The sequence below is a fragment of the Shewanella sp. MMG014 genome (assembly GCF_018100775.1).
GTDB classification, from domain to species: Bacteria; Pseudomonadota; Gammaproteobacteria; order Enterobacterales; family Shewanellaceae; genus Shewanella; species Shewanella japonica.
Window position 1 is genome coordinate 1 of the sequence record NZ_JAGJDZ010000012.1, and the last position, 21,202, is coordinate 21,202.

General features: G+C 40.4%; 18 protein-coding genes. All 18 read left to right on the forward strand.

What is annotated here, in order from left to right; genetic code table 11:
* Positions 1-949 precede the first annotated feature (949 nt).
* The 18 genes from J8L86_RS17215 (at position 950) to J8L86_RS17300 (ending at position 21,141) form a co-directional block, all read left to right on the forward strand.
* Positions 950-1,585 (forward strand): GntR family transcriptional regulator, encoded by a 636-nt coding sequence (locus J8L86_RS17215; protein WP_211031133.1) that lies wholly within the window; start codon positions 950-952, stop codon positions 1,583-1,585.
* 43 nt (positions 1,586-1,628) lie between these two features.
* Positions 1,629-2,783, forward strand: coding sequence for a mandelate racemase/muconate lactonizing enzyme family protein (locus J8L86_RS17220; protein WP_211031134.1), 1,155 nt, complete (start codon positions 1,629-1,631; stop codon positions 2,781-2,783).
* A 110-nt stretch (positions 2,784-2,893) separates the two neighbouring features.
* Positions 2,894-4,246, forward strand: coding sequence for an MFS transporter (locus J8L86_RS17225; RefSeq protein ID WP_065108184.1), 1,353 nt, complete (start codon positions 2,894-2,896; stop codon positions 4,244-4,246).
* Entirely contained in the window at positions 4,243-5,313 is a 1,071-nt protein-coding gene (locus tag J8L86_RS17230) for a sugar kinase (protein ID WP_065108183.1), read from the forward strand. Before J8L86_RS17225 ends, J8L86_RS17230 begins: the two co-directional genes overlap by 4 nt.
* A 50-nt stretch (positions 5,314-5,363) precedes the next feature.
* Positions 5,364-6,017 (forward strand): bifunctional 4-hydroxy-2-oxoglutarate aldolase/2-dehydro-3-deoxy-phosphogluconate aldolase, encoded by a 654-nt coding sequence (locus J8L86_RS17235; RefSeq protein ID WP_211031135.1) that lies wholly within the window; start codon positions 5,364-5,366, stop codon positions 6,015-6,017.
* Positions 6,017-8,422, forward strand: a complete 2,406-nt coding sequence (locus J8L86_RS17240; RefSeq protein ID WP_247663506.1) for a beta-galactosidase — start codon at positions 6,017-6,019, stop codon at positions 8,420-8,422. Before J8L86_RS17235 ends, J8L86_RS17240 begins: the two co-directional genes overlap by 1 nt.
* Positions 8,406-9,593, forward strand: coding sequence for an SMP-30/gluconolactonase/LRE family protein (locus tag J8L86_RS17245; RefSeq protein ID WP_211031136.1), 1,188 nt, complete (start codon positions 8,406-8,408; stop codon positions 9,591-9,593). The genes J8L86_RS17240 and J8L86_RS17245 overlap by 17 nt, the downstream gene beginning before the upstream one ends.
* A 45-nt stretch (positions 9,594-9,638) precedes the next feature.
* Positions 9,639-12,206: an agarase gene (locus tag J8L86_RS17250; RefSeq protein ID WP_211031137.1), complete on the forward strand. Its 2,568-nt coding sequence runs from the start codon at positions 9,639-9,641 to the stop codon at positions 12,204-12,206.
* A 120-nt stretch (positions 12,207-12,326) separates the two neighbouring features.
* Entirely contained in the window at positions 12,327-12,950 is a 624-nt protein-coding gene (locus J8L86_RS17255) for a VanZ family protein (RefSeq protein ID WP_247663508.1), read from the forward strand.
* A 425-nt stretch (positions 12,951-13,375) separates the two neighbouring features.
* Positions 13,376-14,344 (forward strand): MoxR family ATPase, encoded by a 969-nt coding sequence (locus J8L86_RS17260; protein ID WP_065108181.1) that lies wholly within the window; start codon positions 13,376-13,378, stop codon positions 14,342-14,344.
* A 9-nt stretch (positions 14,345-14,353) separates the two neighbouring features.
* On the forward strand, positions 14,354-15,283 hold the full coding sequence (locus J8L86_RS17265) for a DUF58 domain-containing protein (protein WP_211031138.1): 930 nt from the start codon (positions 14,354-14,356) through the stop codon (positions 15,281-15,283).
* Positions 15,280-15,783 carry a DUF4381 domain-containing protein gene (locus J8L86_RS17270; RefSeq protein ID WP_065108179.1) on the forward strand — a complete coding sequence of 168 codons (504 nt, stop codon included), beginning with the start codon at positions 15,280-15,282 and terminating at the stop codon, positions 15,781-15,783. Before J8L86_RS17265 ends, J8L86_RS17270 begins: the two co-directional genes overlap by 4 nt.
* On the forward strand, positions 15,776-16,771 hold the full coding sequence (locus J8L86_RS17275) for a VWA domain-containing protein (protein WP_211031139.1): 996 nt from the start codon (positions 15,776-15,778) through the stop codon (positions 16,769-16,771). The genes J8L86_RS17270 and J8L86_RS17275 overlap by 8 nt, the downstream gene beginning before the upstream one ends.
* Positions 16,771-17,739 (forward strand): VWA domain-containing protein, encoded by a 969-nt coding sequence (locus tag J8L86_RS17280; RefSeq protein ID WP_065108177.1) that lies wholly within the window; start codon positions 16,771-16,773, stop codon positions 17,737-17,739. The genes J8L86_RS17275 and J8L86_RS17280 overlap by 1 nt, the downstream gene beginning before the upstream one ends.
* A gap of 98 nt (positions 17,740-17,837) precedes the next feature.
* The gene (locus J8L86_RS17285) at positions 17,838-18,494 is read left to right on the forward strand and encodes a hypothetical protein (protein WP_156669088.1); all 657 of its coding nucleotides are present in this window, start codon (positions 17,838-17,840) and stop codon (positions 18,492-18,494) included.
* Positions 18,495-18,580: 86 nt separating this feature from the next.
* Positions 18,581-20,017, forward strand: a complete 1,437-nt coding sequence (locus J8L86_RS17290; RefSeq protein ID WP_211031140.1) for a BatD family protein — start codon at positions 18,581-18,583, stop codon at positions 20,015-20,017.
* 477 nt (positions 20,018-20,494) lie between these two features.
* Positions 20,495-20,692 carry a hypothetical protein gene (locus J8L86_RS17295; RefSeq protein ID WP_211031141.1) on the forward strand — a complete coding sequence of 66 codons (198 nt, stop codon included), beginning with the start codon at positions 20,495-20,497 and terminating at the stop codon, positions 20,690-20,692.
* A gap of 11 nt (positions 20,693-20,703) precedes the next feature.
* Positions 20,704-21,141 (forward strand): hypothetical protein, encoded by a 438-nt coding sequence (locus J8L86_RS17300; protein WP_247663510.1) that lies wholly within the window; start codon positions 20,704-20,706, stop codon positions 21,139-21,141.
* The last annotated feature ends 61 nt before the right edge of the window (positions 21,142-21,202 follow it).

The window sequence follows — 21,202 nt, forward strand, 5'->3', positions numbered from 1 at the left end:
AGCGTATTATATAGCTGCTCGATAATCTTCTGGCTAAAATCAAATTTAGCAGTAACCTTACCAAGCTAACCGACTGTTTAATAATGATAAAAATAAAAATTAAGACCGATATTATCAATATTAAGCCCGTATAAAGTGAGCGCAATAATAATGTAGAGGTCTCTTTAACCTTTTATCAATCATCGCAAATTCAATAAGTTATCAGGAAAGTAGATGTTTATCGAGCATAAAATATCGTTTCTTTGCTCACTTTGCTCACTTTGCTCACTTTGCTCACTTTGCTCACTGCTCTCTATTCTAGTTATTGGACATCCACAGCTCTTGCCAATTTACTTTGAGTTAGGATGAGGGGCGGCTAACTTCTTGATAAATCATTTAGTTAATTTGATAAAAAGATACTTCTTTTTTTAAATTCACTTCACTTTAGTCACTTCACTCACTTCACTCACTTCACTCACTTCACTTATTGAATTGTAATCCTCTGCCTGTTGAGGGTAACAGGGCGGTTGTCACTACCTTTCTCACATCTATGTATTCCAGCTGCTTTGTATGTAGGTATATCTATGACACCTCGTGGGCTCATACCTGCTAGTGAATGTTAAATATTTATTACGCTCATCATTTTATGCCAAAGCTGTATGACAACAGTTTTAACAGGATTTTTTATAAAATTTTTTCAATCACTTAAGTCATACTGCTTACGCCTTCTAGTTGATATTTTTTCTCTATTACCATCGCTGAATCTTATCTATTGTTTATTAAATGATAAATTATTTAATGTTAATTGTTGACAATAATGGTTAATTAATAGATTGTGTAATCCAACAGTATTTGCTGCTTTTTTGAACTTGCTTGCTGGTTTTTGACGCAAAAAATGCTGTTACTAACTCAGGATTATGTGCAATCAAGCTGTGGCACTAAACAATATCTGTCTGCCAAATAGGACGTTATGCAATTAGAAACTGATATTTATAGCAGGATTTTAGCTGATATTGCGCAGGGCGAATTAGTCAGTGGCGATAGATTGATTACGACCTTGTTAGCTAAACGCTATGACTCTAGCGTTAATCCCGTCCGTGAGGCGCTAAAGCTGTTAGAGGGCGAAGGGTTTGTAACCTTTAAAAAAAATAGCGGTGCTAGGGTCGCTAATTTTGCTTATTCAAGCATGAGGGATGTTTTTGAAATTTTGCAATTGTTAGAGCCATATTTTTTGTCTTGGTATGTCAGTAACGCAAGCCAAGAAAGTTTAGACAAGTTAGCAAGAATACATCACAAAATGACGTTATTACCTAAGGATGAAGCGAGTCAACTTAGGCAACTTGATACAGAGTTTCATTGGGAAATGTATCGCCATCATTATAACCAAAGTGCTTTAGTGTTGTGGAAAAACAAGAAGTTAATGTTACAGGCTTTATTGGGGAATTTGGCAGTAAAACCAAGTCGATACGAGGCTATTTTACGTGAGCACAGCCATTTACTGTATTTGATAAACGCAAAAGATGAAGAGTCTGCGGTTAGAACGTTAACAAAACACGTTAAAAGTGGCGGTGATTACTGGCAGAGCAATGTTGCACTTGAAAGCTGAAAAGTGAAACGGCTTAGGTTTAATTATGTATAGGGAATGACAGATGATCATAACGGATATTTATACCTATAACTTCTGGTTGGGTTTTAGAAATGTTTGCCTGGTTAAAGTTGAAACCGATTCCGGCGTTTATGGTTGGGGAGAATCTGGTCTTTCTGGTCGTGAGCTTGCGGTTACTGGTGCAATTGAACACTTCAAACAGTTTTTAATTGGTCAATCTGCGTTAAATATTTCTCATATTTGGCAAGAGCTTTACCGAAGTCAGTATTTTGAAGGCGGTCGAGTGCTTGCCGCTGCGATTTCAGCTATCGATATCGCGTTACATGACATTGCAGGAAAGCATTTTAATGTGCCTGTTTATCAACTATTAGGGGGTAAACAGCGAAAACAGATCCCGCTATTTGTCACTTCTACGTTAGCCTTTAATGACGACTTTGTTGATGAAGTAAAAAGACTAAAACAACAGGGTTGGCAAGCTATTAGAGCCACCACAGGCGAACATGGCTGTGCAGAACAATCAAGCTTGTTTGATGCACGAAAATCAATTTCAATCGCCGCTGAGTGGCTAACTAAAACTCGAGAGAGTATTGGCCGAGAGATTGTTTTAGGTATTGATTATCACCATAGGTTAACAGTTGCTGAGACCGTATCTTTTTGCCAAAAAATGCCTGTAGGTACCTTAGATTTTATTGAGGAGCCTATTCGCGATCAGTCCTTAACGAGTTATCAAAATCTACGCTCAATGACGGACGTTCCATTTGCTATTGGAGAGGAGTTTTCCAGTAAATGGGATTTTGCTCCTTATGTCGATACTGCGCTTACCAATTTTGCCCGAATTGATATCTGTAATGCTGGTGGCTTTACCGAGGCTATGAAAGTGGCCGCGATGTGTGAAACCAAATATATCGACATGATGCCACACAATCCATTGAGTCCGATTTGTACCGCAGCTTCGATTCATTATTGCGCTGCAATAAGTAATTTAAGCTGGCTGGAGTTACCGCCTTATGATGGTGATTTATCTGAATATGACGCCATTTTTACTCATCGGCCTCGTGTCTCTCACAATGCATATCCCGTTTCTGACTTGCCTGGTTTAGGCATTGATGTTGATGAGGCCTCATTACCTAAGCAGGCTTTCAAGTTTTGGGAGCCGCCAAGATTACACAAACCGGATGGCTCCTACACCAACTGGTAACAGGCAACATAACGAATTAAGTCAATCTAGCCAACAGCATCGTGTATGACTCATTTTAGAGGCTTGTATAAAGCTGTTATTAACAATGCTAACGCTTTCATGGATAGAAAATGAAACAAGAACAAGTTACACCTCATCAGCCTAAACAAAAGTTTGCTGTACTGGCGCTGATATTTTGTAGTGTGGTTATTAATTACATGGATCGCACCAACATTTCGGTTGCAGCGCAGGCAATTTCTGCTGATCTCGACATCAGTAAATTAGAAATGGGGATGATATTTTCTGCTTTTGCATGGACGTATTCCATTATGCAAATTCCCGGCGGCATGGTGGTCGATGCAATCAAGATCCGTGTTTTATATCCCTTTATATTAGTGGCATGGTCGTTAGCCACCATAGTGCAGGGGATGGTCAGTTCATTAGCAGCGTTAATCGGTTGTCGAATGGCGATTGGTTTTTTCGAAGCGCCTTCATATCCTGCTAATAATAAAATCGTGACGCAATGGTTTAAAGAACAAGAAAGAGCGAGCGCGATTGCTGTGTATACCTCAGGTCAATTCATCGGTTTGGCATTTTTAATGCCTGTGCTGGCGGTTATTCAGGAGTATTTTGGTTGGCGTGGTTTGTTTTATGTTTCAGGTGCCATCGGCATTATTTGGGCTGGAATATGGTATTGGCTTTATAAAGATCCTGATGAGGCTGTCTCTGCTGAGACAGAAAAGACGCTGTCAGATAAGCCATTATCAAAGCAATCTCAAAAGCCTGTTCAACAAGCTGTAATCAACTGGTCAAATCTAAAAGTCGCTTTTACCAGTCGCAAGTTATGGGGCATTTACATAGGTCAGTTTTGTTTAGGCGGGACTTTGATTTTCTTTTTAACTTGGTTTCCTACCTATCTGGCTGAATATCGTGGATTAAGCGATATCAATACCGGATTTCTTGCCGCTATTCCATTTTTGTGTGCTTTTGCCGGTGTTTTGGTGTCTGGCTTTGTTTCTGATTGGTTGGTGCGAAAAGGCATTTCAAATGAAGTTGCTCGAAAAGCACCGATTATTATAGGGTTGCTGCTTTCTAGTTGTGTAATTTTCGCAAATTATGTCGATAGTACGGCTTGGATGACATTCTTCCTGTCAGTGACATTTTTTGGAAATGGGTTAGCGTCTATCAATTGGGTGTTTGTTTCATTACTCGCGCCTAAACATATGGTTGGTTTAGTGGGAGGGTGTTTTAATTTCATTGGTGGATTATCTGCCGTGATCGTCCCCATTGCCATTGGATACCTAGCACAAGATGGCGACTTTAAACCTGCATTAATGTTAATCGCAGCCTTGGGTATGTGTGGTTTGTGCTCGTACTTGTTCTTGGTCGGTAAAGTCGAGCAGATAACTGTGCCATCTGACATGGAGCTTGATTCAACGGCTGAACTAGTTGAAGCGTCAATCATTGAGGGCAAATCAAAATGAGTTTGCTCTTTTTTGGTGAAATGATGCTGCGTTTAACGCCTTCAATTGCACAACAGCAACTGGTGTGTGCAGAACAGCTATCTGTAGATTTTGCCGGTGCTGAATCGAATGTGGCCAGTTCCTTGGCATTAATGGGCCATGAATGCCATTTTGTTACTAAGCTGCCAAGTAATGCACTTGGCGATCATGGCATTGCAAGCCTTAAAAAATACGGGATTCAAACTGATTATATCTGTCGAGGTGGACAACGTATTGGCAGTTATTTTATTGAAATGGGCATGTCTATTAGGCCATCTAAAGTGGTTTATGACCGCGCTTATTCCGCTTTTTCGCAAATCTCTAATGACGAGTTTGATTGGCCAAGTATTTTGTCTGGTAAGCGTTGGTTGCATGTTAGTGGTATTTCACCAGCATTATCGGCCCAATGCGCAGCAGAAACGATTAAAGCGGTCAAAATTGCCAAGTCTCTTGGGGTAAAAGTCAGTTTTGATCTTAACTATCGACGTTCGCTTTGGGATGACAGCCAAAAGGCACGTGATTATTTCAGCGAAATCCTAACCTATTCCAATCTAGCCTTTGGAAATGCTGGCGTTATAAGTGACGTGTTTGATTATCAGACGCCAGATATCTCTGAAAAAGAACTCGCCCAGGTTATTTCTCAGCATTCTCTTGAACGATTGGGCAAAACTAGCCAGCGCAGCTGGTATCAAGCTAATGATTTGGCTGAATTTTTACGGGCTAAATTTGATGTTGATTTTGCAATGACTGAGCGAGTGCATCATAGCGCTAATCAAAATACCTTAACTGGTTTTTATATTACTTCGACAACATGCAGTTTTTCAGCACCGATTACCGTAGAAATTAAAGACCGTTTAGGCACAGGTGATGCCTTTGCTGCTGGGGTATTGCACGGGTTAGAACGTGGTTGGCATGGGCAGCAAATTGCGCAATTTGCCAATGCTGCATTTGCTCTAGCTCATACGGGCATTGGCGATCAAAATTGGTCAAATGAAGCTGAGATTCAATACATTGCGGACGGTAATCTATCTGGCCACATTATTCGATGAACAAGGTTATCAGTTCAGTCATTTAGGAAAAATAGACAAAGGGAGACGACATGAGACACGAGGTGGTTGAGCAATTAATCAGTCAAAAATTAATTGTCATTATTAGAGTAAAAGACCCCAGTGACATTGAAGGCATTGTTCAATGTATGTCTGATGCTGGCGTACTGGCGGTAGAAGTCACCAGCAATACTCCAGGTTATGAAATGGCAATAATTCAGCTCAGGCAGCAATTCCCACACATGTTAATTGGCGCAGGAACGGTGACCGATCATCGAATTGCAAAACGGGCAATTAAAGCAGGTGCTCAGTTTTTGGTAACGCCTAATACTAACGAGGCGATTGTGCGACATGCCCACGCGTTAGATGTGCCTGTGGTCATGGGCGCTATGACCCCGACAGATATCGTTGATGCCTCTCAATTTAACGCTGACATTATTAAGTTATTTCCCGCAGGACCTATGGGAGCAAACTATTTACAAGCATTAGCTCATGGTCCTTTTCTTGATACCTACTTTTTTCCCGTTGGTGGTATCGATGCCTCCAATATCGACGCTTGGTTTGATAGTGGAGCGTCAGGTGTTGGTATCGGCGGGAGTTTGGCGCAGCCCGTTTACAGTCCGCAACAAGCCGAACAATTGACCAAAAATGTCAGTGAAATAGTCGCAAAAATTAATGCAAAAGAATTAACAAGGAAGGCAAGCTAATGACAATTAAACCTAGCTCAAGGCACAAACGTTTTTATTCATCTTTACTGATATCCAGTTTATTACTTGCTTGCAGTGATGGTGTTAATGATAACGGCAATAATCAAATCACCGAAAAAGACATGGAAGCAAGGGGTGAAACTGAGGCTGTAAACAGTATCGAACAGCAAAAAACGCAAGCATCAGTTTTATTGTCGCCGTTAACAGGTTACGAAGATTTAAGTAAACCGGGAATACTAAATCAGTTTGATTTTGAACATTCTCGTGGTGAGATTAAAAAAATTGATGGTAAAGAGCAATTAGTTGTTCATCTTGATTCAAAGCAGCACCATAGCGCTAGCTTTAGTGTTAAACCTGATAAAAGTTTTAATTGGCAATCGAATGAGCCAATAGGGTTTGCTGTTTCATTGGCTAACCCGAAGTCAACGTCAGTCTTTATTCATGTCAAAATAAAAGACAGTGCTGGCTTAAGTCATAATCGAAATATTGTGTTACCAGCTAAAAGCCAAGATAACTACTTTATGTCGTTATCTGGTGAAGACTTGTCAATTGAAACAGGCATTAGAAGTAATCCTAATCCTTGGTTAACCGATTATACGCCTATAATTTGGCGTTATGGTGTGAAAAATATTGACCTTAAAAATGTCGCTGAAATTGAGTTTAGTGTCCATGGTGTACCAGAAGACAAGCAAATCTTATTAAGCAATTTACAATTGATTAAAGCGACAAAACTTAATGATCAATATTTAGAGAATTTAGTGGATGAATTTGGCCAAAGCACCAAGATTGATTTTATCAATAAAGTGAAATCTACAGATGAATTAATCGCCATTTCAGCAAAAGAGCAAGCGAGTTTACGTAAGACCGTACCAGAGGGACGCTCAACTTTTAATGGCTGGAAGGCTGGACCTAAGCTTGATGCAACAGGATATTTTAGAGTTGAGAAGTATCAAGGAAAGTGGAGCCTTGTTGATCCTGAAGGTTATTTATTTTTCTCAAACGGTATTGCTAATATACGCATGGCAAATACTTCTACCATCACAGGGTATGATTTTAATACCACGCATATTACCCCAAGAGCTGAAGGCGATTTCACGCCTGAGGATTCTATTGGATTAAATAGGGCGCCTGAATCTGCTTGGGATACAAGGTATGTCAGTTCTGAGTTAAGAGCTAAGATGTTCAGTTGGCTGCCTAAATATGGCGAGCCGTTATCTGAACATTTTGGTTATCGTCGTGAAGTGCATACTGGTGCAGTAGAAAAGGGCGAAACCTTTAGTTTTTATCAAGCAAATCTTGCGCGTAAATATCAATCTAACGACGCTGATGTGTTTATGCCTAAATGGCGAGATACCACAGTCGATCGCATGCTTAGCTGGGGCTTTACGTCATTTGGTAATTGGGTTGATCCCAGCTTTTACCAACTTAATCGAATTCCATACTTTGCTAATGGTTGGATTATCGGTGACTTTAAAACGGTCAGTAGTGGTAATGATTATTGGAGCCCACTGCCTGACCCTTTTGATCCCGAATTTGTAAAACGGGCTCATTTCACTGCTAAACAAATTGCCGCTGAAGTTCAAAATAATCCTTGGTGTGTTGGTATATTTATCGATAACGAGAAAAGCTGGGGACAAATGGGCAGCATAGAGTCTCAATATGGTCTTGTCATCAACACGCTAGGTATAGACGCAAGCGATAGCCCAACTAAAGCTGAGTTCGTTAAGGTATTAAAGACAAAATATACCGACATCGGCGAATTAAACCGCCAATGGGGAACAAATTTTGCTACATGGAAGCGAGTTGAAACCGGTATAGAGATTGCTGATTTTAAGGATGAAGTGGTAACGGATTTATCGTTATTACTTGAGCATTATACCAGCGAGTATTTTGCGGTGGTGAGCGATGCAGTTGCGCAATACTTACCAAATCATTTGTACTTAGGTGCTCGCTTTGCCAGTTGGGGGATGACACCCGAAGTGCGATCGGCCGCGGCTAAACATGTCGATGTAATGAGTTATAACTATTACAAAGAATCGGTGAATGACTCCTTCTGGTCATTTCTTGAAGGCATTGATATGCCAAGTATCATAGGTGAGTTCCATAATGGTTCAATGGATTCTGGTTTACTAAACCCTGGACTTATTCATGCTTCTTCACAAGCCGACCGAGGCGCTAAATACCAAGAATACGTTAACAGCGTATTAGATAATCCGTATTTAGTTGGCTCGCATTGGTTCCAATATATTGATTCACCTCTGACAGGTCGTGCCTACGATGGTGAAAACTATAACGTTGGGTTCGTGAGTGTGACAGATATTCCTTATCAGCCATTAGTTGATGCAGCAAAAGCGGTCAATCAGCAAATTTATACGAGGCGTTTTGGTGATGTTCACGTTAAATAAAATGATGTCTCGGCCAAATTGCAACACTATTTCTGCCGCTGGCTATAACAGTGTTTATAACAGTAGTGATTACAGTAGTGATTATAGTATTTATAGCAATTCGTGCAGTAACATAACTCGCCGTTTCGGGTCACAGTTATTGGCGCTGTTAGTGATGTATTACACTTTATCTGTGAGTCATCATAGCCAAGCTGCGCCGGTGCTGAATTTACCAGAGCAAGAAAAACCAAGCTTAAGTAATACTCGATATGAGATCTTCGATGATAGGGCGTATGAAGTGTTTAACACATCTGCGCCGCTTCATACGTTAGCCTCTGGGTTTCAGTGGGCAGAAGGGCCTGTTTGGTCTTCTGCTGGCCAGTATTTGCTGTTTTCAGATATCCCTGCAGGCAAAGTGTTTCAATTTCATCCCGATCAAGGGCTTAATGAGTATTTACCTGTAAGCGGCTTTTCTAATGGGCTGGTGATTAACACATCTGAAAGTGAGGCTGAGCAATTAATATTGCTACAGTCTCGCTCTCGTCAGGTTGCAGTGATGCAGGCCCCACTTGATAAACCTAAGGCTAACTATCAAAGAGTGGTTAGTCAGTTCAACGGTAAGCGCTTAAATAGTCCTAATGATGGTGTGTTAAGCCAAGATGGTAGTTTACTGTTTACTGATCCGCCTTATGGACTAGCGCAGCAGCTTAACGATCCTGAAAAGGAATTGTCATTTCAAGGGGTGTATCGGCTATCTAAGCAACATGAATTAAGCCTAATTGATGACAGTTTACGCTATCCCAATGGGATTGCGTTGGCTGCATCCGTGCCGTCGAGCGACAATACCTATACCTTGTACGTTGCAGCTTCAAATCCACAAAAGCCTGCCTGGTATCAATATACCTTGAATACTGATTGGCAAGTGATACAGCGTCAGGTATTTCATCAATTACCGCCAGTGAAAGACGAAGGACGCGGTTTACCCGATGGATTAAAAGTCCTGCCTTCTGGAGATGTTCTCGCCACAGGCCCAGATGGACTATGGCTATTTGATCATTCGGGAAAGTTACTAGCCAAAGTACATTTGCCCAGTATTGCTGCCAACCTTGCCTTTAACGATGACTACTCCACGGTGTTTGTTACTGCACATCAACATCTTTATTCGCTCGATTTGGTCAAACAACCGCAATAGCACTTGTGGTTGATATTACCTTGGTTCATTAAAAGGATGATAAAAATGAAAAGGAAGTTTTATCTTACTAATACGCAAGCATTTCAAGCATCTGTTATTCGTTCAGCAGATCACTGTGCGGAAAATTCAAGCACTTTACCTATTACTTTTAGTCAATCTAAAACAAAATTGAGTGCGCTATTGCTAGGCGTTTTGGTTGCGTTAACAGCTTGCCATTCGCAGGAGGCAAGTGTCGATAAAGCAAGTAAGGGGCAAATAATTAATACGCAAAACCATCAAGCTGATGATGTGTTTGCTGACGAAGTCGTCCTTAAACACTTGGTTGATTTTAATAATGATGAGCAGCTCAGTTGGCTCAAACTTACTGATACGCAAACCGCAGTTGTTCACAATTCCAGTAATAATAGCCAAAGTTTAAAAGTGGATTTTCCGCAAACAGCCAATATTCCCAAATTAACCATCAAACCTGATTCACCTTGGAATGTTGATGAGTTTCCTCGTGCAAACTTAGCATTGAATATCACGAATACCAGTGATGAATCTATTCAGCTTTATTTGGACATTACAAACCCTCTTGGACAGTATCAAAGTCGCTCAATCAGTTTAGTTGCTGGATATAATGGCACGATATATTTTCCACTGAGTGGAATTGAGGCGCAAACCGATACCGGTGTATGGGGTGACGTAAGACCTTGGAATACCAATGACGATATGATGGTGTGGCGTTCTTGGCGTGAAAAAGGCGCCTCATTTACTGAACTGTCGTCATTATCATTTTTTACTATTGGCAATTTACGCGCTAAGTCGGTGATAATTGATGACATTCGTATCCGTCAAAACCCGCCTGTAAAGACAGATAACCCCTTTGACTACCTCGTTGGCTTAATTGATCGTTTCGGTCAAAATAATAAACAACCCACGGCGCTACATATCAATTCAGAAACGCAATTAAAAGCGCTGGCAGATAACGAGCTCAGTCAGTTACAAGCGTCTAGTGGCATGCCTAACCGTTCACAATATGGTGGGTATACCCAAGGGCCTAAATTAAACGCGACAGGGTATTTTCGAACTGAAAAAGTCGATGGTAAGTGGTGGATGGTCGATCCAGAGGGCAATCTGTTTTTCTCTCATGGGCCAGCTAATGTACGAATGGCCAACATGAGTACGTTAACAGGGATTGATTATGATGAACCTCAGATAAGGGTAAGAACCAGTGATGAAATTACACCTGAAGATTCGATGGGGATTGTGGATGTTGCTAAAGAGGTGAAAGAAAAACGCTACGTTATTTCATCATTAAGACATGACATGTTCACTTGGTTACCCGACTATGATGCGCCACTAGCTAAACATTACAGTTATCGCAGAACAACTCATAAAGGGCCAATACCTTATGGCGAAACATACAGCTTTTACCGCGCTAATTTAGAGCGTAGATATAATGAATTGGATGTTGCTTCCTATCCTGCGGTATTTAAGCCATCAAACTATCTAGAAGAAAATCAGCATCTGGAACAAAAAACACAACATTCTTCGCAAGCTAAATACTTACAAGCTTGGCAGGATGTCACAGCAAAACGCATGCATGATTGGGGCTTTACTTCATTTGGCAACTGGGTTGACCCTGGTTTTTATCAATCCAATCAGGTTCCTTACTTTGCCAATGGCTGGATAATTGGTGATTTTAAAACCCTGTCAGGTAAAACTAATCATTGGGGCTTAATGCCAGATCCGTTCGATCCCGTGTTCGCCGAGCGAGCAAAAATTACCATTGACGCCATTGCAAAGGATATTCAATCTTCACCTTGGTGTGCCGGTATTTTTATTGATAATGAGAAAAGTTGGGGTGAGAGAGAAGGCTCAGTTGAAGCGCGTTATGGTGTGATTCTCGATGCACTTTCAAAACCCGCTAGCCAAAGCCCAGCTAAAAAAGCCTTTGTTAAGGTGCTGCAAGAGCAATATGGCGCTATCGATAACATTAATGCAGCGTGGGGGGCGCAATATACTCAGTGGAGCGATCTAAACCTTGGACTTGAGTTTGCAGACCATACTCCTGAGTTAATTGCCGATTTATCGCTGCTGTTAGAAAAACTTGGCGAGCAATATTTTAACGTTGTTCACAACACGCTAGAGAAGGTATTGCCGAATCATTTATATATGGGGGCAAGAATGGCAAACTGGGGGATGCCTGATGAAATCATTAAAGCATCGCTTAAATACTCAGATGTACTCAGCTTCAATATTTATGAAGAAGGGTTACAAACTGATTATTGGCAGTTTTTAGAAAAAGTGGATTTACCTGTTGTAGTAGGAGAATTCCATATTGGGACTGCAACCGACTCAGGTATGTATAGCCCAGGTATTGTCCATGCTGCGAATCAAGTCGATCGAGCGCGTATGTATAAAGCTTATATGAAAAGTGTGCTAGAAAAACCGTATATGGTTGGCGCACATTGGTTTCAATACATTGATGAACCCATTACTGGCAGGGCGTTTGATGGCGAAAATGCCAACATAGGTTTTGTAACGGTCACTGACGTACCTTATCCTGAAATGATTCAAGCTGTTAAACAAGTCACCTCTACTATGTACCAACAGCGATATGGTCAATAGTGATTAGCCCTATATAAATCCAGCCTTAGGCTGGATTTATTTTTGTTCATCTTTCATTGATTGCGTGTTTTTAGTTACTGTAATATCAAGAAATATACATGATATTAATGGATTATCTGAATGAACAAGGCTGTTAAGGATACAAAGCAACAGAGTAATAAGGCGACTTGCAACCTCATCAATACTGATACCAAAGCGCATTGCAAAACTTATGTAATAGCTGATATGGACATACCCCAACAAAATCTCCAATCAAATCTCCAACAAACGCCTCAACAACGTACCCAAGATATTGAGTCTCAGTCGGGAGCAACAGCGCCAGTTTCATCAGAACAGCATGGAGTAAAAAGCTGTGTGCGAACCCAAGTACCTTTATTGAGTTTGGCATTGGTCAGTTTTGCTATTTTTATTGGCTGGATAATTTATCAAGCCAATACTGGTGGCAATAACATATTTTTTGATTTAGTGAGAGTAGTACCTTACGGCGATAAAGTTGGCCACATGATGCTGTTTGGCACACTGACATCACTGGCCTTGATTGCATCTCGAGCGGCATATTTTAACTTATTTGATCGTAAAATTTATTACGCCATTGTCGCAATCAGCACCTTAGTGTTTATTGAAGAAGTCAGTCAGGGTTTTATCGCGACACGTACCTTTGATATTGGCGATTTAACGGCTGATGCAGTAGGTATTACTTTATTTAGTGTGATCACTATTAAATGGATTAACCGCAACCGATAGTTGAGCGGGAAAATGACATAGGACTCATCAAGATTTAATAAGTAAAGTCTTCAATTTGAAAAGCTATCCTTTGTTTGACTGATTGACAGTCTCGCCACAAGTATAATAGGTTTTATATAAGTGACTTATGATAATGTGTTAAATATGGACTAGACTAAGGCGCAAGTATCACGCTGTGTCTTGCTAACGCCGAATGGCTAGCTTTTCAATTTCATTAGGTTGCACTCGATAATAAGTTGCACGAGTTTTATTTTTCCTTTCTAGATACAAGAACTTTCATAAGGATTTTGAATGGTCTTCTTTATCGTTTCTTCATTGTGTTCACTACAGTCCATGGGCTTAAAACTGTGGCTCACTATCCAGTTGTACATTCAAATTTCAACGACATTACTCGCTAACTCAACGACAATTTACAAAGGTGATTTATGACTGTTTGTTTTGATGAAATTCAACGCTTAAAGCAAAGTATTCAAGCATCAGTCATTGGACAAGAACATGTTGTTGATGCGCTCATATTATCCTTATTAACGAATGGTAATGTGTTGCTAGAAGGCTTACCTGGCACGGCTAAAACTCGTTCAATCAAAGCGCTTTCAAATGCGTTAGAAGTGAGCTTAGGGCGTGTGCAATTTACACCCGACTTATTGCCATCTGATGTGACAGGGACTGAGATTTATCAAGAGGTTGAAGGAAAATCCACGCTGACTTTTCAACCTGGACCAGTATTTAACAACTTACTATTGGCTGACGAAATCAATCGTTCCCCAGCTAAAGTGCAAGCGGCACTGCTTGAAGCAATGGAAGAAAGGCAAATCACTGTGGCAGGTAAAACCCATGTGCTACCTAAACTGTTTATGGTGCTTGCGACTCAAAACCCAATTGAGCAAGAAGGAACTTATCCTTTGCCTGAAGCGCAAATGGATCGCTTTATGATGAAAGTCTTGTTGGATTATCCTGATGATGAGACTGAAGTAAAAATTATTGAGTTAGTGCGTGCTGAAGAAGCCTTATCAGTGGACAAACCGGCACCGATAGATCCTACTCATATCTTTTCTGCACGAGATCTTATTCATCAAATTCATATGAGTGATGCAATAACCGCTTATATAGTTGCTATTGTGATGGCCACTCGTCAACCTTCTCGTTATCCAGATTCTCCCTTGGCTCAATGGTTATCCGTCGGTTCAAGTCCTAGAGCCAGTATTGCGTTAGATAAATGTGCTCGTGCCTCGGCATGGCTTGCTGGTAAAACCTTTGTGGATCCTGACGATGTTCGCTCCATAGTGCATAGTGTATTGCGTCATCGTTTGGTACTTAGCTACGATGCAATTGCTGATGGGGTAACGCCTGATCAGGTTATCGATGAAATATTACGTCAAGTGATAGCGGCCTAGTCGAGCTTTATGATGGATAAATCTGACAGTGATATTTATGTTTCTATTGAGCAACTTAGAAAGCTGCAATACCAAGCTGTAGGGGTTAATTTTTCTCCACGCCAAGCAGTAAACAGTGTCTTAAATGGGCGCTATTCATCTAAGTTACGTGGTCGTGGATTAAATTTTGAAGAACTTCGGCATTATCGTCCAGGTGATGATATCCGCTGCATGGATTGGAAAATCACTAAACGCACAGGTAAACCCCATATAAAAGTCTATACCGAAGAGCGAGAACGCAACGTATATTTGATTGTCGATCAACGTGCTGCGATGTTTTTTGGAAGTAAAGGCAAAATGAAATCAGTAATTTGTGCCGAGTTAGCAGCACTGATTGGTTGGCGCATTGTTGGTGCAGGCGATCGCATTGGCGCGTTGGTATTTAATGATGATTCTGCGTCGGTTATTCCTGCCAAAAGAGGCGGTCAGCATCTTGCGCAAATTTTTAAATCGATAGTAAAACAAAATCATCAATTAGGTGCGAGCAACAATAGCACTCGTGCGAGTGACAGCTTGAATCAAAGCTGGCATAAAACTGCACAAGTTTGTGGTCACGACTCGTTAATTATTTATATTGGTGATGGTAATGGTTGGAACGATAAAACAACGCATTTAATGAAGAATATTAGACGCCATAATGAAGTGATCGCCTGCAACATTATTGATGCGTTAGAGCAAAAATTACCGAGTATGGCGCAAATGGTCGTCAGTGATGGAAAACTTCAAATCCAATTTGATGCTTTAGGCAAAAATCAACTGCAATATCAACAACAAATAGAGTCAAAATTGACTTTATATGCGCAAACCGCTCGTAAATATCGCGTACCCTTATTGACCATTAATACCATTGACCCTGTTAGCACGCAGTTGATCAATGCGTTTCGCCGAGGTGGTGAATGACTCAATTTGGTGATACGTGGGGCAGTAGTATTGTAAAAGACTTAATTGAAACAGATGCGCCCAATGCCATTAGCTGGTGGCCACAAACTTTTGGCTGGCAGGTTGTTGCACTAATCGGCCTTACGCTTGTTTGTCGTAGACTGTATTTTGCTTGGCGTTTATACCAGCATAATCAGTATCGTCGTGATGCGATAGCATGGTTAAACTTATTACCTCCCTTTGAACAATTATCTGCTCAACCTATCTATCGTCAATTACCGAATCTTGTTCGTAAAACCGCTTTAGGTGGTTATAAGCGCACCGAAATTGCAACATTATCAGCTGATGAATGGACACAGTGGTTGAGTAAACAGTGTCCTCAAGCCAAGTTTGAAGATATCGGCTTTACATTACATGAGTTAGCTTATGATTCTGCTTTAGAAGTGAATACTGCACAGATGACGAAGTTAATTAACCAGATACGAATTTGGATAGAACAACATCGAGGTGAGTATGATTGAGTTTGCTTACCCACTATGTTTTGTTTTGCTGCTTGCCCCAGTCATTATGTATTTTATTGCGCCTGCTTATAAAGAAAAACGCAGCTCTATTCAAGTGCCGTACTTTGAACAGCTAGTTGATATTACAGGTGAGAAACCGCAAAAAGGGGCGGTAATACTGTCAAGAAAGCATATTCAAAAATTGCTGTTAATACTTGCTTGGCTATGCATTGTTGTCGCTATGGCCAAACCTGAAGTTATCGGTACACCCGTCACCCAGCAAAAGTCGGCTAGAGACTTAATGATTGCAGTGGATCTATCAGGATCTATGGCGGTAGAAGATTTTGTATTGCCAGAAAATCAGTCTAACGAGGTTGATAGATTAACGGCAGTAAAACAGGTTTTACGTAAGTTTGTCAGTCAGAACGACAGTGACAGGCTAGGGTTGATTCTTTTTAGCGATGCGCCATACCTTCAAGCGCCATTTACCAATGATTTAGATACATGGTTAACACTGTTGAATGACACGCAAGTTGGGATGGCTGGACAAAGTACCGCTTTTGGAGATGCCATTGGGTTATCCATTAGCGTGTTTAACAGCCATGAGACACAAAATAGAGTGCTTATTGTGCTTACCGACGGAAATGATACCGCTTCGAAAGTCCCCCCTGTTGAAGCTGCAAAGGTTGCTGCGGCCTCTAACATCAAAATTTACACCATTGCCATTGGCGATCCTATCGCTGTTGGTGAAGAAAAAGTTGATATAGCTGTACTAGAAAACATTGCCTCAATAACAGGCGGGCAAAGTTATCAAGCTATTGATACACAAGCGCTTGAAAATGTTTATGAAGCGATTAATGACTTAGAGCCAGAGTTATTCGAGTCGCAAACCTTTAGGCCAAAAACCAGTATTCATTATATTCCGATCGCACTGTTTTTAGGTTTGTATCTAGTGTCGTTGTTAATCGTCACCTTGCGTTTCCCTAATGTGAAAAAAGGGGCTAACTAATGGAGCAATGGTTAATTCAATTACAGCACTTTCATTTACTCCGACCTTGGTGGCTATTAGCCTTATTACCACTGGCATATATTGTTTATCGTTTAAAGTACCGTCAGGATAATTTAGTGAATTGGCATGAGCATATGTCAGCTAAAATTTTACAGACATTGACAGTCAAAGGAGATAATCAACGGGTTATTTCACCTTTAAATTTGACCATAGTTTTAGGCATTATCAGTGTATTGGTTTTAGTAGGTCCAACATGGAAACAGCAACCAAGCCCATTTACAGAAGATAAGTCAGCGCTGATTATTGCGTTAGATTTATCTGAAACGATGGAGCAAACGGATGTATTACCTACACGCTTAACACGTGCGAAACAGAAAGTAATTGAGTTATTGGCTGTTCGCGGTGATGCCAACACAGCACTGATTGCTTACACAGGCTCGGCACATACAGTGATGCCGATAACTAATGACAGCAAGATGATAAAGCAGTTTTTAGATTCACTGAGTTTTAAGATAATGCCTAATTCAGGGAAGCAACCACAGACTGTTTTACCGATTGCCAACGGATTACTTGAAGCAACTCAAACCCCTGGAACCATTTTATTCATTACCGATGGCACCAGTGATAATGCATTTAGCGCTTTTGGCACCTATTTTTCAAAGGCACAACATCAGTTAGTGGTTTGGGCGATTGGGCGTGATAATGCAAGCTCGCTCGAATCTGGCTCAACCATTATTCCAATGCAGCAAGAACGATTAGAAACCCTTACAGATAAGGCTGGTGGACGGATAGTTATATTGACTGATGATAAACAAGATATCGAAAAGGTAAATGGGTATATAAATAACAATCTCGTTATTAGTGAAGATGAAAGCCGGCCTTGGTTAGATGCTGGTTATTGGTTGGTGTATATCATTGCAGCAATATATTTACTCTGGTTTAGACGAGGGTGGACACTGCAATGGTAAATTCGTCGATCAAATTTATTGTAAATGAACTCACCATGGTGATTGTGAGTTCGTTGTCGAAAATATCTGCATGGTATACAAAGTGGCGCACTCGAATAATGATTTTTGTTATCATCATTGGCGCGTTATTCGCTATATTAAAACCTCAATCTTTTGCTGATTTATGGCTGACTCGAGATCAACAAGGAATGTTGCTGTTTAATATGGGGTATTACCAGCAAGCGAGTAATCATTTTAGTCTTGTTCGCTGGCAAGCATTCAGTTTGTATGGCGCAGAAGAATTTGATCAATCTGCTATTTTATATGACCAGTTTGAAGATGAAATAGATCAAATTGCTCGCGCCAATGCTTTAGCGCACGCAAGGCGATATGTAGCAGCTAAAAATATCTATCAACAAGTATTACAAACTGCGCCAAATAATAAGCAAGCGATGCATAATTTAGCCCTTGTTCAAGGTATTATTGATGAAGTGAATCGCATAGCTGAAAGCCAGCAGGGTGAAGCAGGAGACTCGCCACAAGAGCTAGGTGACGATCCGCAAACTGGTGATGGTGCAAAGAAAAAAGAAATGGTGCTAAAGGTAGCTGAGCATTATGACGCAAGTCAGTTGTTGCTTGACCCTAAGTTAAATGAAATGTGGTTAAGACAAGTTCAAAAAGATCCTGCGCGGTTCCTAGCGAATAAATTTCAAATGCAAACAGCCCCAACATCGCTAAACTCGCGACCGTTAACCACCAATGAGGAGAGTCAATGATGTCTTTTCTCTGCGATGTTTTTACAAGGCAGATATTGCTGTTTAAACTCTTAGTTTTGCTAGTTTTAGTCCTTTTTAGCTTGAGCGTGGCTAAACTTAGCCAAGCTGTTGAATCTGCAGACTCAAGTATCACACTTGAGTCCTTGATAGATAAGAACCAATTAAGCATCGAGATTCGTGTTCAAAGTAAAGCTCCTTTTGTCGTTAAACAACCTATTATTGTTCAAGTTGAAGTGTCAAGCGATCGCTGGTTTTCAAAAGGTGTTCAGGTAACGCCTCCTGCTTATAAAGATATTGTCTTTTTACCTACTTCGAGTTCATCGATTACTGGAACAAAAAAGATTAATGGACAAACATGGACATACATTATTCGAGAAATAACCTTATATCCCATGCAAGAGGGCGTTTATGAGCTGCCAGCTTTTGATGTATTTGCATCGGTTAATACAGAATATGGCATTGTTGAAGGCGTACTTAAAACTGACGACTTTCAAATTGAAGCTAGAATGCCACAAGTGGTTACAGAACTGGATACAGGTGTAGGTTTTACAACTGAGATTGAAGATAACTTAATTGTTTCACCTTCTGTCACACTGTCTGTAAAGCATGATATCGGCAATGAAGTACTCGATATAACAGACGTAGCGAGAACGTTTAATGTCGGGGATGCAGTTACCCAAACGGTTTCTATCACTGCAAAAGGTGTCCCTGCAATGATGTTACCAGTATTAGCACAAACACAATTGAGTGGGTTAAGTGTTTACCAGCAACCCAGTAAGCTCAGTGATCAATCTAACCGAGGTGAATTAACTGGCATAACGTCGCAAACAACGAGTTATATATTTGAACAAGCAGGTGAGTTTACTACGCCCAAGCAAGTTTTGTATTGGTATAACTTACAGCAAAATGAGGTAACAGAACTCACTGTGCCTTCAGTAACTTGGGTCGTCAAAGGTGGCGCTATAAGCGCGAGCAGTGAAGGCACCGCTTCATCATTTAAAGCGTGGTTGAGTAAATATAGTTTAGTGATTGTCAGCCTATTCATTCTGATTTACGTGCTAACGCGACTTGCCCAGAATCGCACTAATCTTAAGGCGTTATATTTATCTTTATCTCAGTATGAAATTAAGCAATTACAAGTAAGCTTACGACAGGAATATGAGCAAGGAAATTACGCTAAAGTGTGTCAATTGTTGTACCGCTATATTGAATATCAAGATGCGCAATTATCAAAAACTGGTACAGCAGTTTCATTGTTAAATCATCATCACTCAAATGAAAGAGGCTTAGATAATAGTCATTTAAATAATGACATTATTCTGAGTCTCAAACAGTTTTACAAATCTGACAGTGAAAAATATTCACTATTAGAGCGGTTATTAACTCAAACATACTCAATAGATACTGCTGCACCGCTAACAGATGAACAGTTTAATACCTTATTACATGTGACGGCATTGCTAAAATATAACCAAAGTAAGGGAAGTGGCGATATTTCTGCTAGTGCAATAAAATTGAATTAATCACAATAGAAGTAGCGGGTTATCTGATTATTTAAAGTTATAGGTAAGTGCTCGGGGCAAGTAAGGTAACTGATGCTTGTTTTGATACGGTTTTTTTAATGAAGTATCCATTCTGAAATCAATTTTTTTTGAATCAAAAATCAAGCTACACTTTTTCACTTATTCTGAATGTTAAGTATCTCTATCATTGTCAGTGCTATTAAAAGTTGTGAATATCAATCCATACGAACAGTCTTTGGCCTAAATAACCGACTAACTGCAACGCTCAACTGATTCATTAACTGTGATATATTGAGTTTTTAGGCTGTCTCATCTCACCGACAATGATGCATTACCTTCAGTTATGATTGGCGTGATTAACTGGCCTGATTGATTGCTGAGATTGATTGGTGTGAGTGAAACACTTACTTTTAATCGATGCTTATTGTCGTTTAGTTTTGACAGTACAGTATTAAACATGATGTTAACTGAGAATGTATGTCTAGCGTTTTACGATTTATTGTGGTTATTTTTGCAGCATTGGCAGTGACGTTTTTAGTGTTTTTTGTCATTGCGGCGTTAATTGAATTCCATATTCCAGAGCAAACGGCCCAACTCGTTCTTGATTCAAATGCTGATTCTTATGTTAATTCTTTAGCGAACAGTTCAGCCGCACAGCTTTTAATGATTTTGTAAGGCCATTAGATATGTTTAGACAACACCATTATCGCGCTTGGGCTTACCTGTTGTTAAGTTCTATTTTTATCGCTCAATCCCTCGTAAATTATGCTCATGCGGATGATATCGTGCCATTTACCTCTGATGGTTGTAGTGTTTTCCCCGATGGCACTTTGGCCGACAATCAATTATGGCTTGCATGTTGTACTGCACATGATTATGACTATTGGCAGGGCGGTACGGCCAAGGAACGCCTTGAATCAGATCAACGCTTAAAGCAATGCGTCGCCAACCTTGGCCAACCGCATATAGCTAGCCTTATGCTTGCAGGGGTGAGAGTTGGTGGCAGTCCATATTTTCCGACAACCTATCGTTGGGGCTACGGCTGGCCTTACCCAAGAGATTATCAAGCCCTGTCAAAACAAGAGAAACAACAAATTCAACGAGTCCTAAATAATCAGAAATAAGTAAAATATTCGCTATAGCAGTAACTCAGTGCTAGGTTAACTAACAGTATATTAACGTTCA

Excerpts from the sequence above, each read along its gene's own strand:
- J8L86_RS17245 (WP_211031136.1), top strand. The coding sequence starts at position 8,406 with ATGTTCACGTTAAATAAAATGATGTCTCGGCCAAATTGCAACACTATT.
- J8L86_RS17240 (WP_247663506.1), top strand. The coding sequence starts at position 6,017 with ATGACAATTAAACCTAGCTCAAGGCACAAACGTTTTTATTCATCTTTA.
- J8L86_RS17235 (WP_211031135.1), top strand. The coding sequence starts at position 5,364 with ATGAGACACGAGGTGGTTGAGCAATTAATCAGTCAAAAATTAATTGTC.
- J8L86_RS17265 (WP_211031138.1), top strand. The coding sequence starts at position 14,354 with ATGATGGATAAATCTGACAGTGATATTTATGTTTCTATTGAGCAACTT.
- J8L86_RS17215 (WP_211031133.1), top strand. The coding sequence starts at position 950 with ATGCAATTAGAAACTGATATTTATAGCAGGATTTTAGCTGATATTGCG.
- J8L86_RS17260 (WP_065108181.1), top strand. The coding sequence starts at position 13,376 with ATGACTGTTTGTTTTGATGAAATTCAACGCTTAAAGCAAAGTATTCAA.
- J8L86_RS17300 (WP_247663510.1), top strand. The coding sequence starts at position 20,704 with ATGTTTAGACAACACCATTATCGCGCTTGGGCTTACCTGTTGTTAAGT.
- J8L86_RS17285 (WP_156669088.1), top strand. The coding sequence starts at position 17,838 with ATGATTTTTGTTATCATCATTGGCGCGTTATTCGCTATATTAAAACCT.
- J8L86_RS17295 (WP_211031141.1), top strand. The coding sequence starts at position 20,495 with ATGTCTAGCGTTTTACGATTTATTGTGGTTATTTTTGCAGCATTGGCA.
- J8L86_RS17275 (WP_211031139.1), top strand. The coding sequence starts at position 15,776 with ATGATTGAGTTTGCTTACCCACTATGTTTTGTTTTGCTGCTTGCCCCA.
- J8L86_RS17280 (WP_065108177.1), top strand. The coding sequence starts at position 16,771 with ATGGAGCAATGGTTAATTCAATTACAGCACTTTCATTTACTCCGACCT.
- J8L86_RS17225 (WP_065108184.1), top strand. The coding sequence starts at position 2,894 with ATGAAACAAGAACAAGTTACACCTCATCAGCCTAAACAAAAGTTTGCT.
- J8L86_RS17220 (WP_211031134.1), top strand. The coding sequence starts at position 1,629 with ATGATCATAACGGATATTTATACCTATAACTTCTGGTTGGGTTTTAGA.
- J8L86_RS17270 (WP_065108179.1), top strand. The coding sequence starts at position 15,280 with ATGACTCAATTTGGTGATACGTGGGGCAGTAGTATTGTAAAAGACTTA.
- J8L86_RS17250 (WP_211031137.1), top strand. The coding sequence starts at position 9,639 with ATGAAAAGGAAGTTTTATCTTACTAATACGCAAGCATTTCAAGCATCT.
- J8L86_RS17255 (WP_247663508.1), top strand. The coding sequence starts at position 12,327 with ATGAACAAGGCTGTTAAGGATACAAAGCAACAGAGTAATAAGGCGACT.
- J8L86_RS17230 (WP_065108183.1), top strand. The coding sequence starts at position 4,243 with ATGAGTTTGCTCTTTTTTGGTGAAATGATGCTGCGTTTAACGCCTTCA.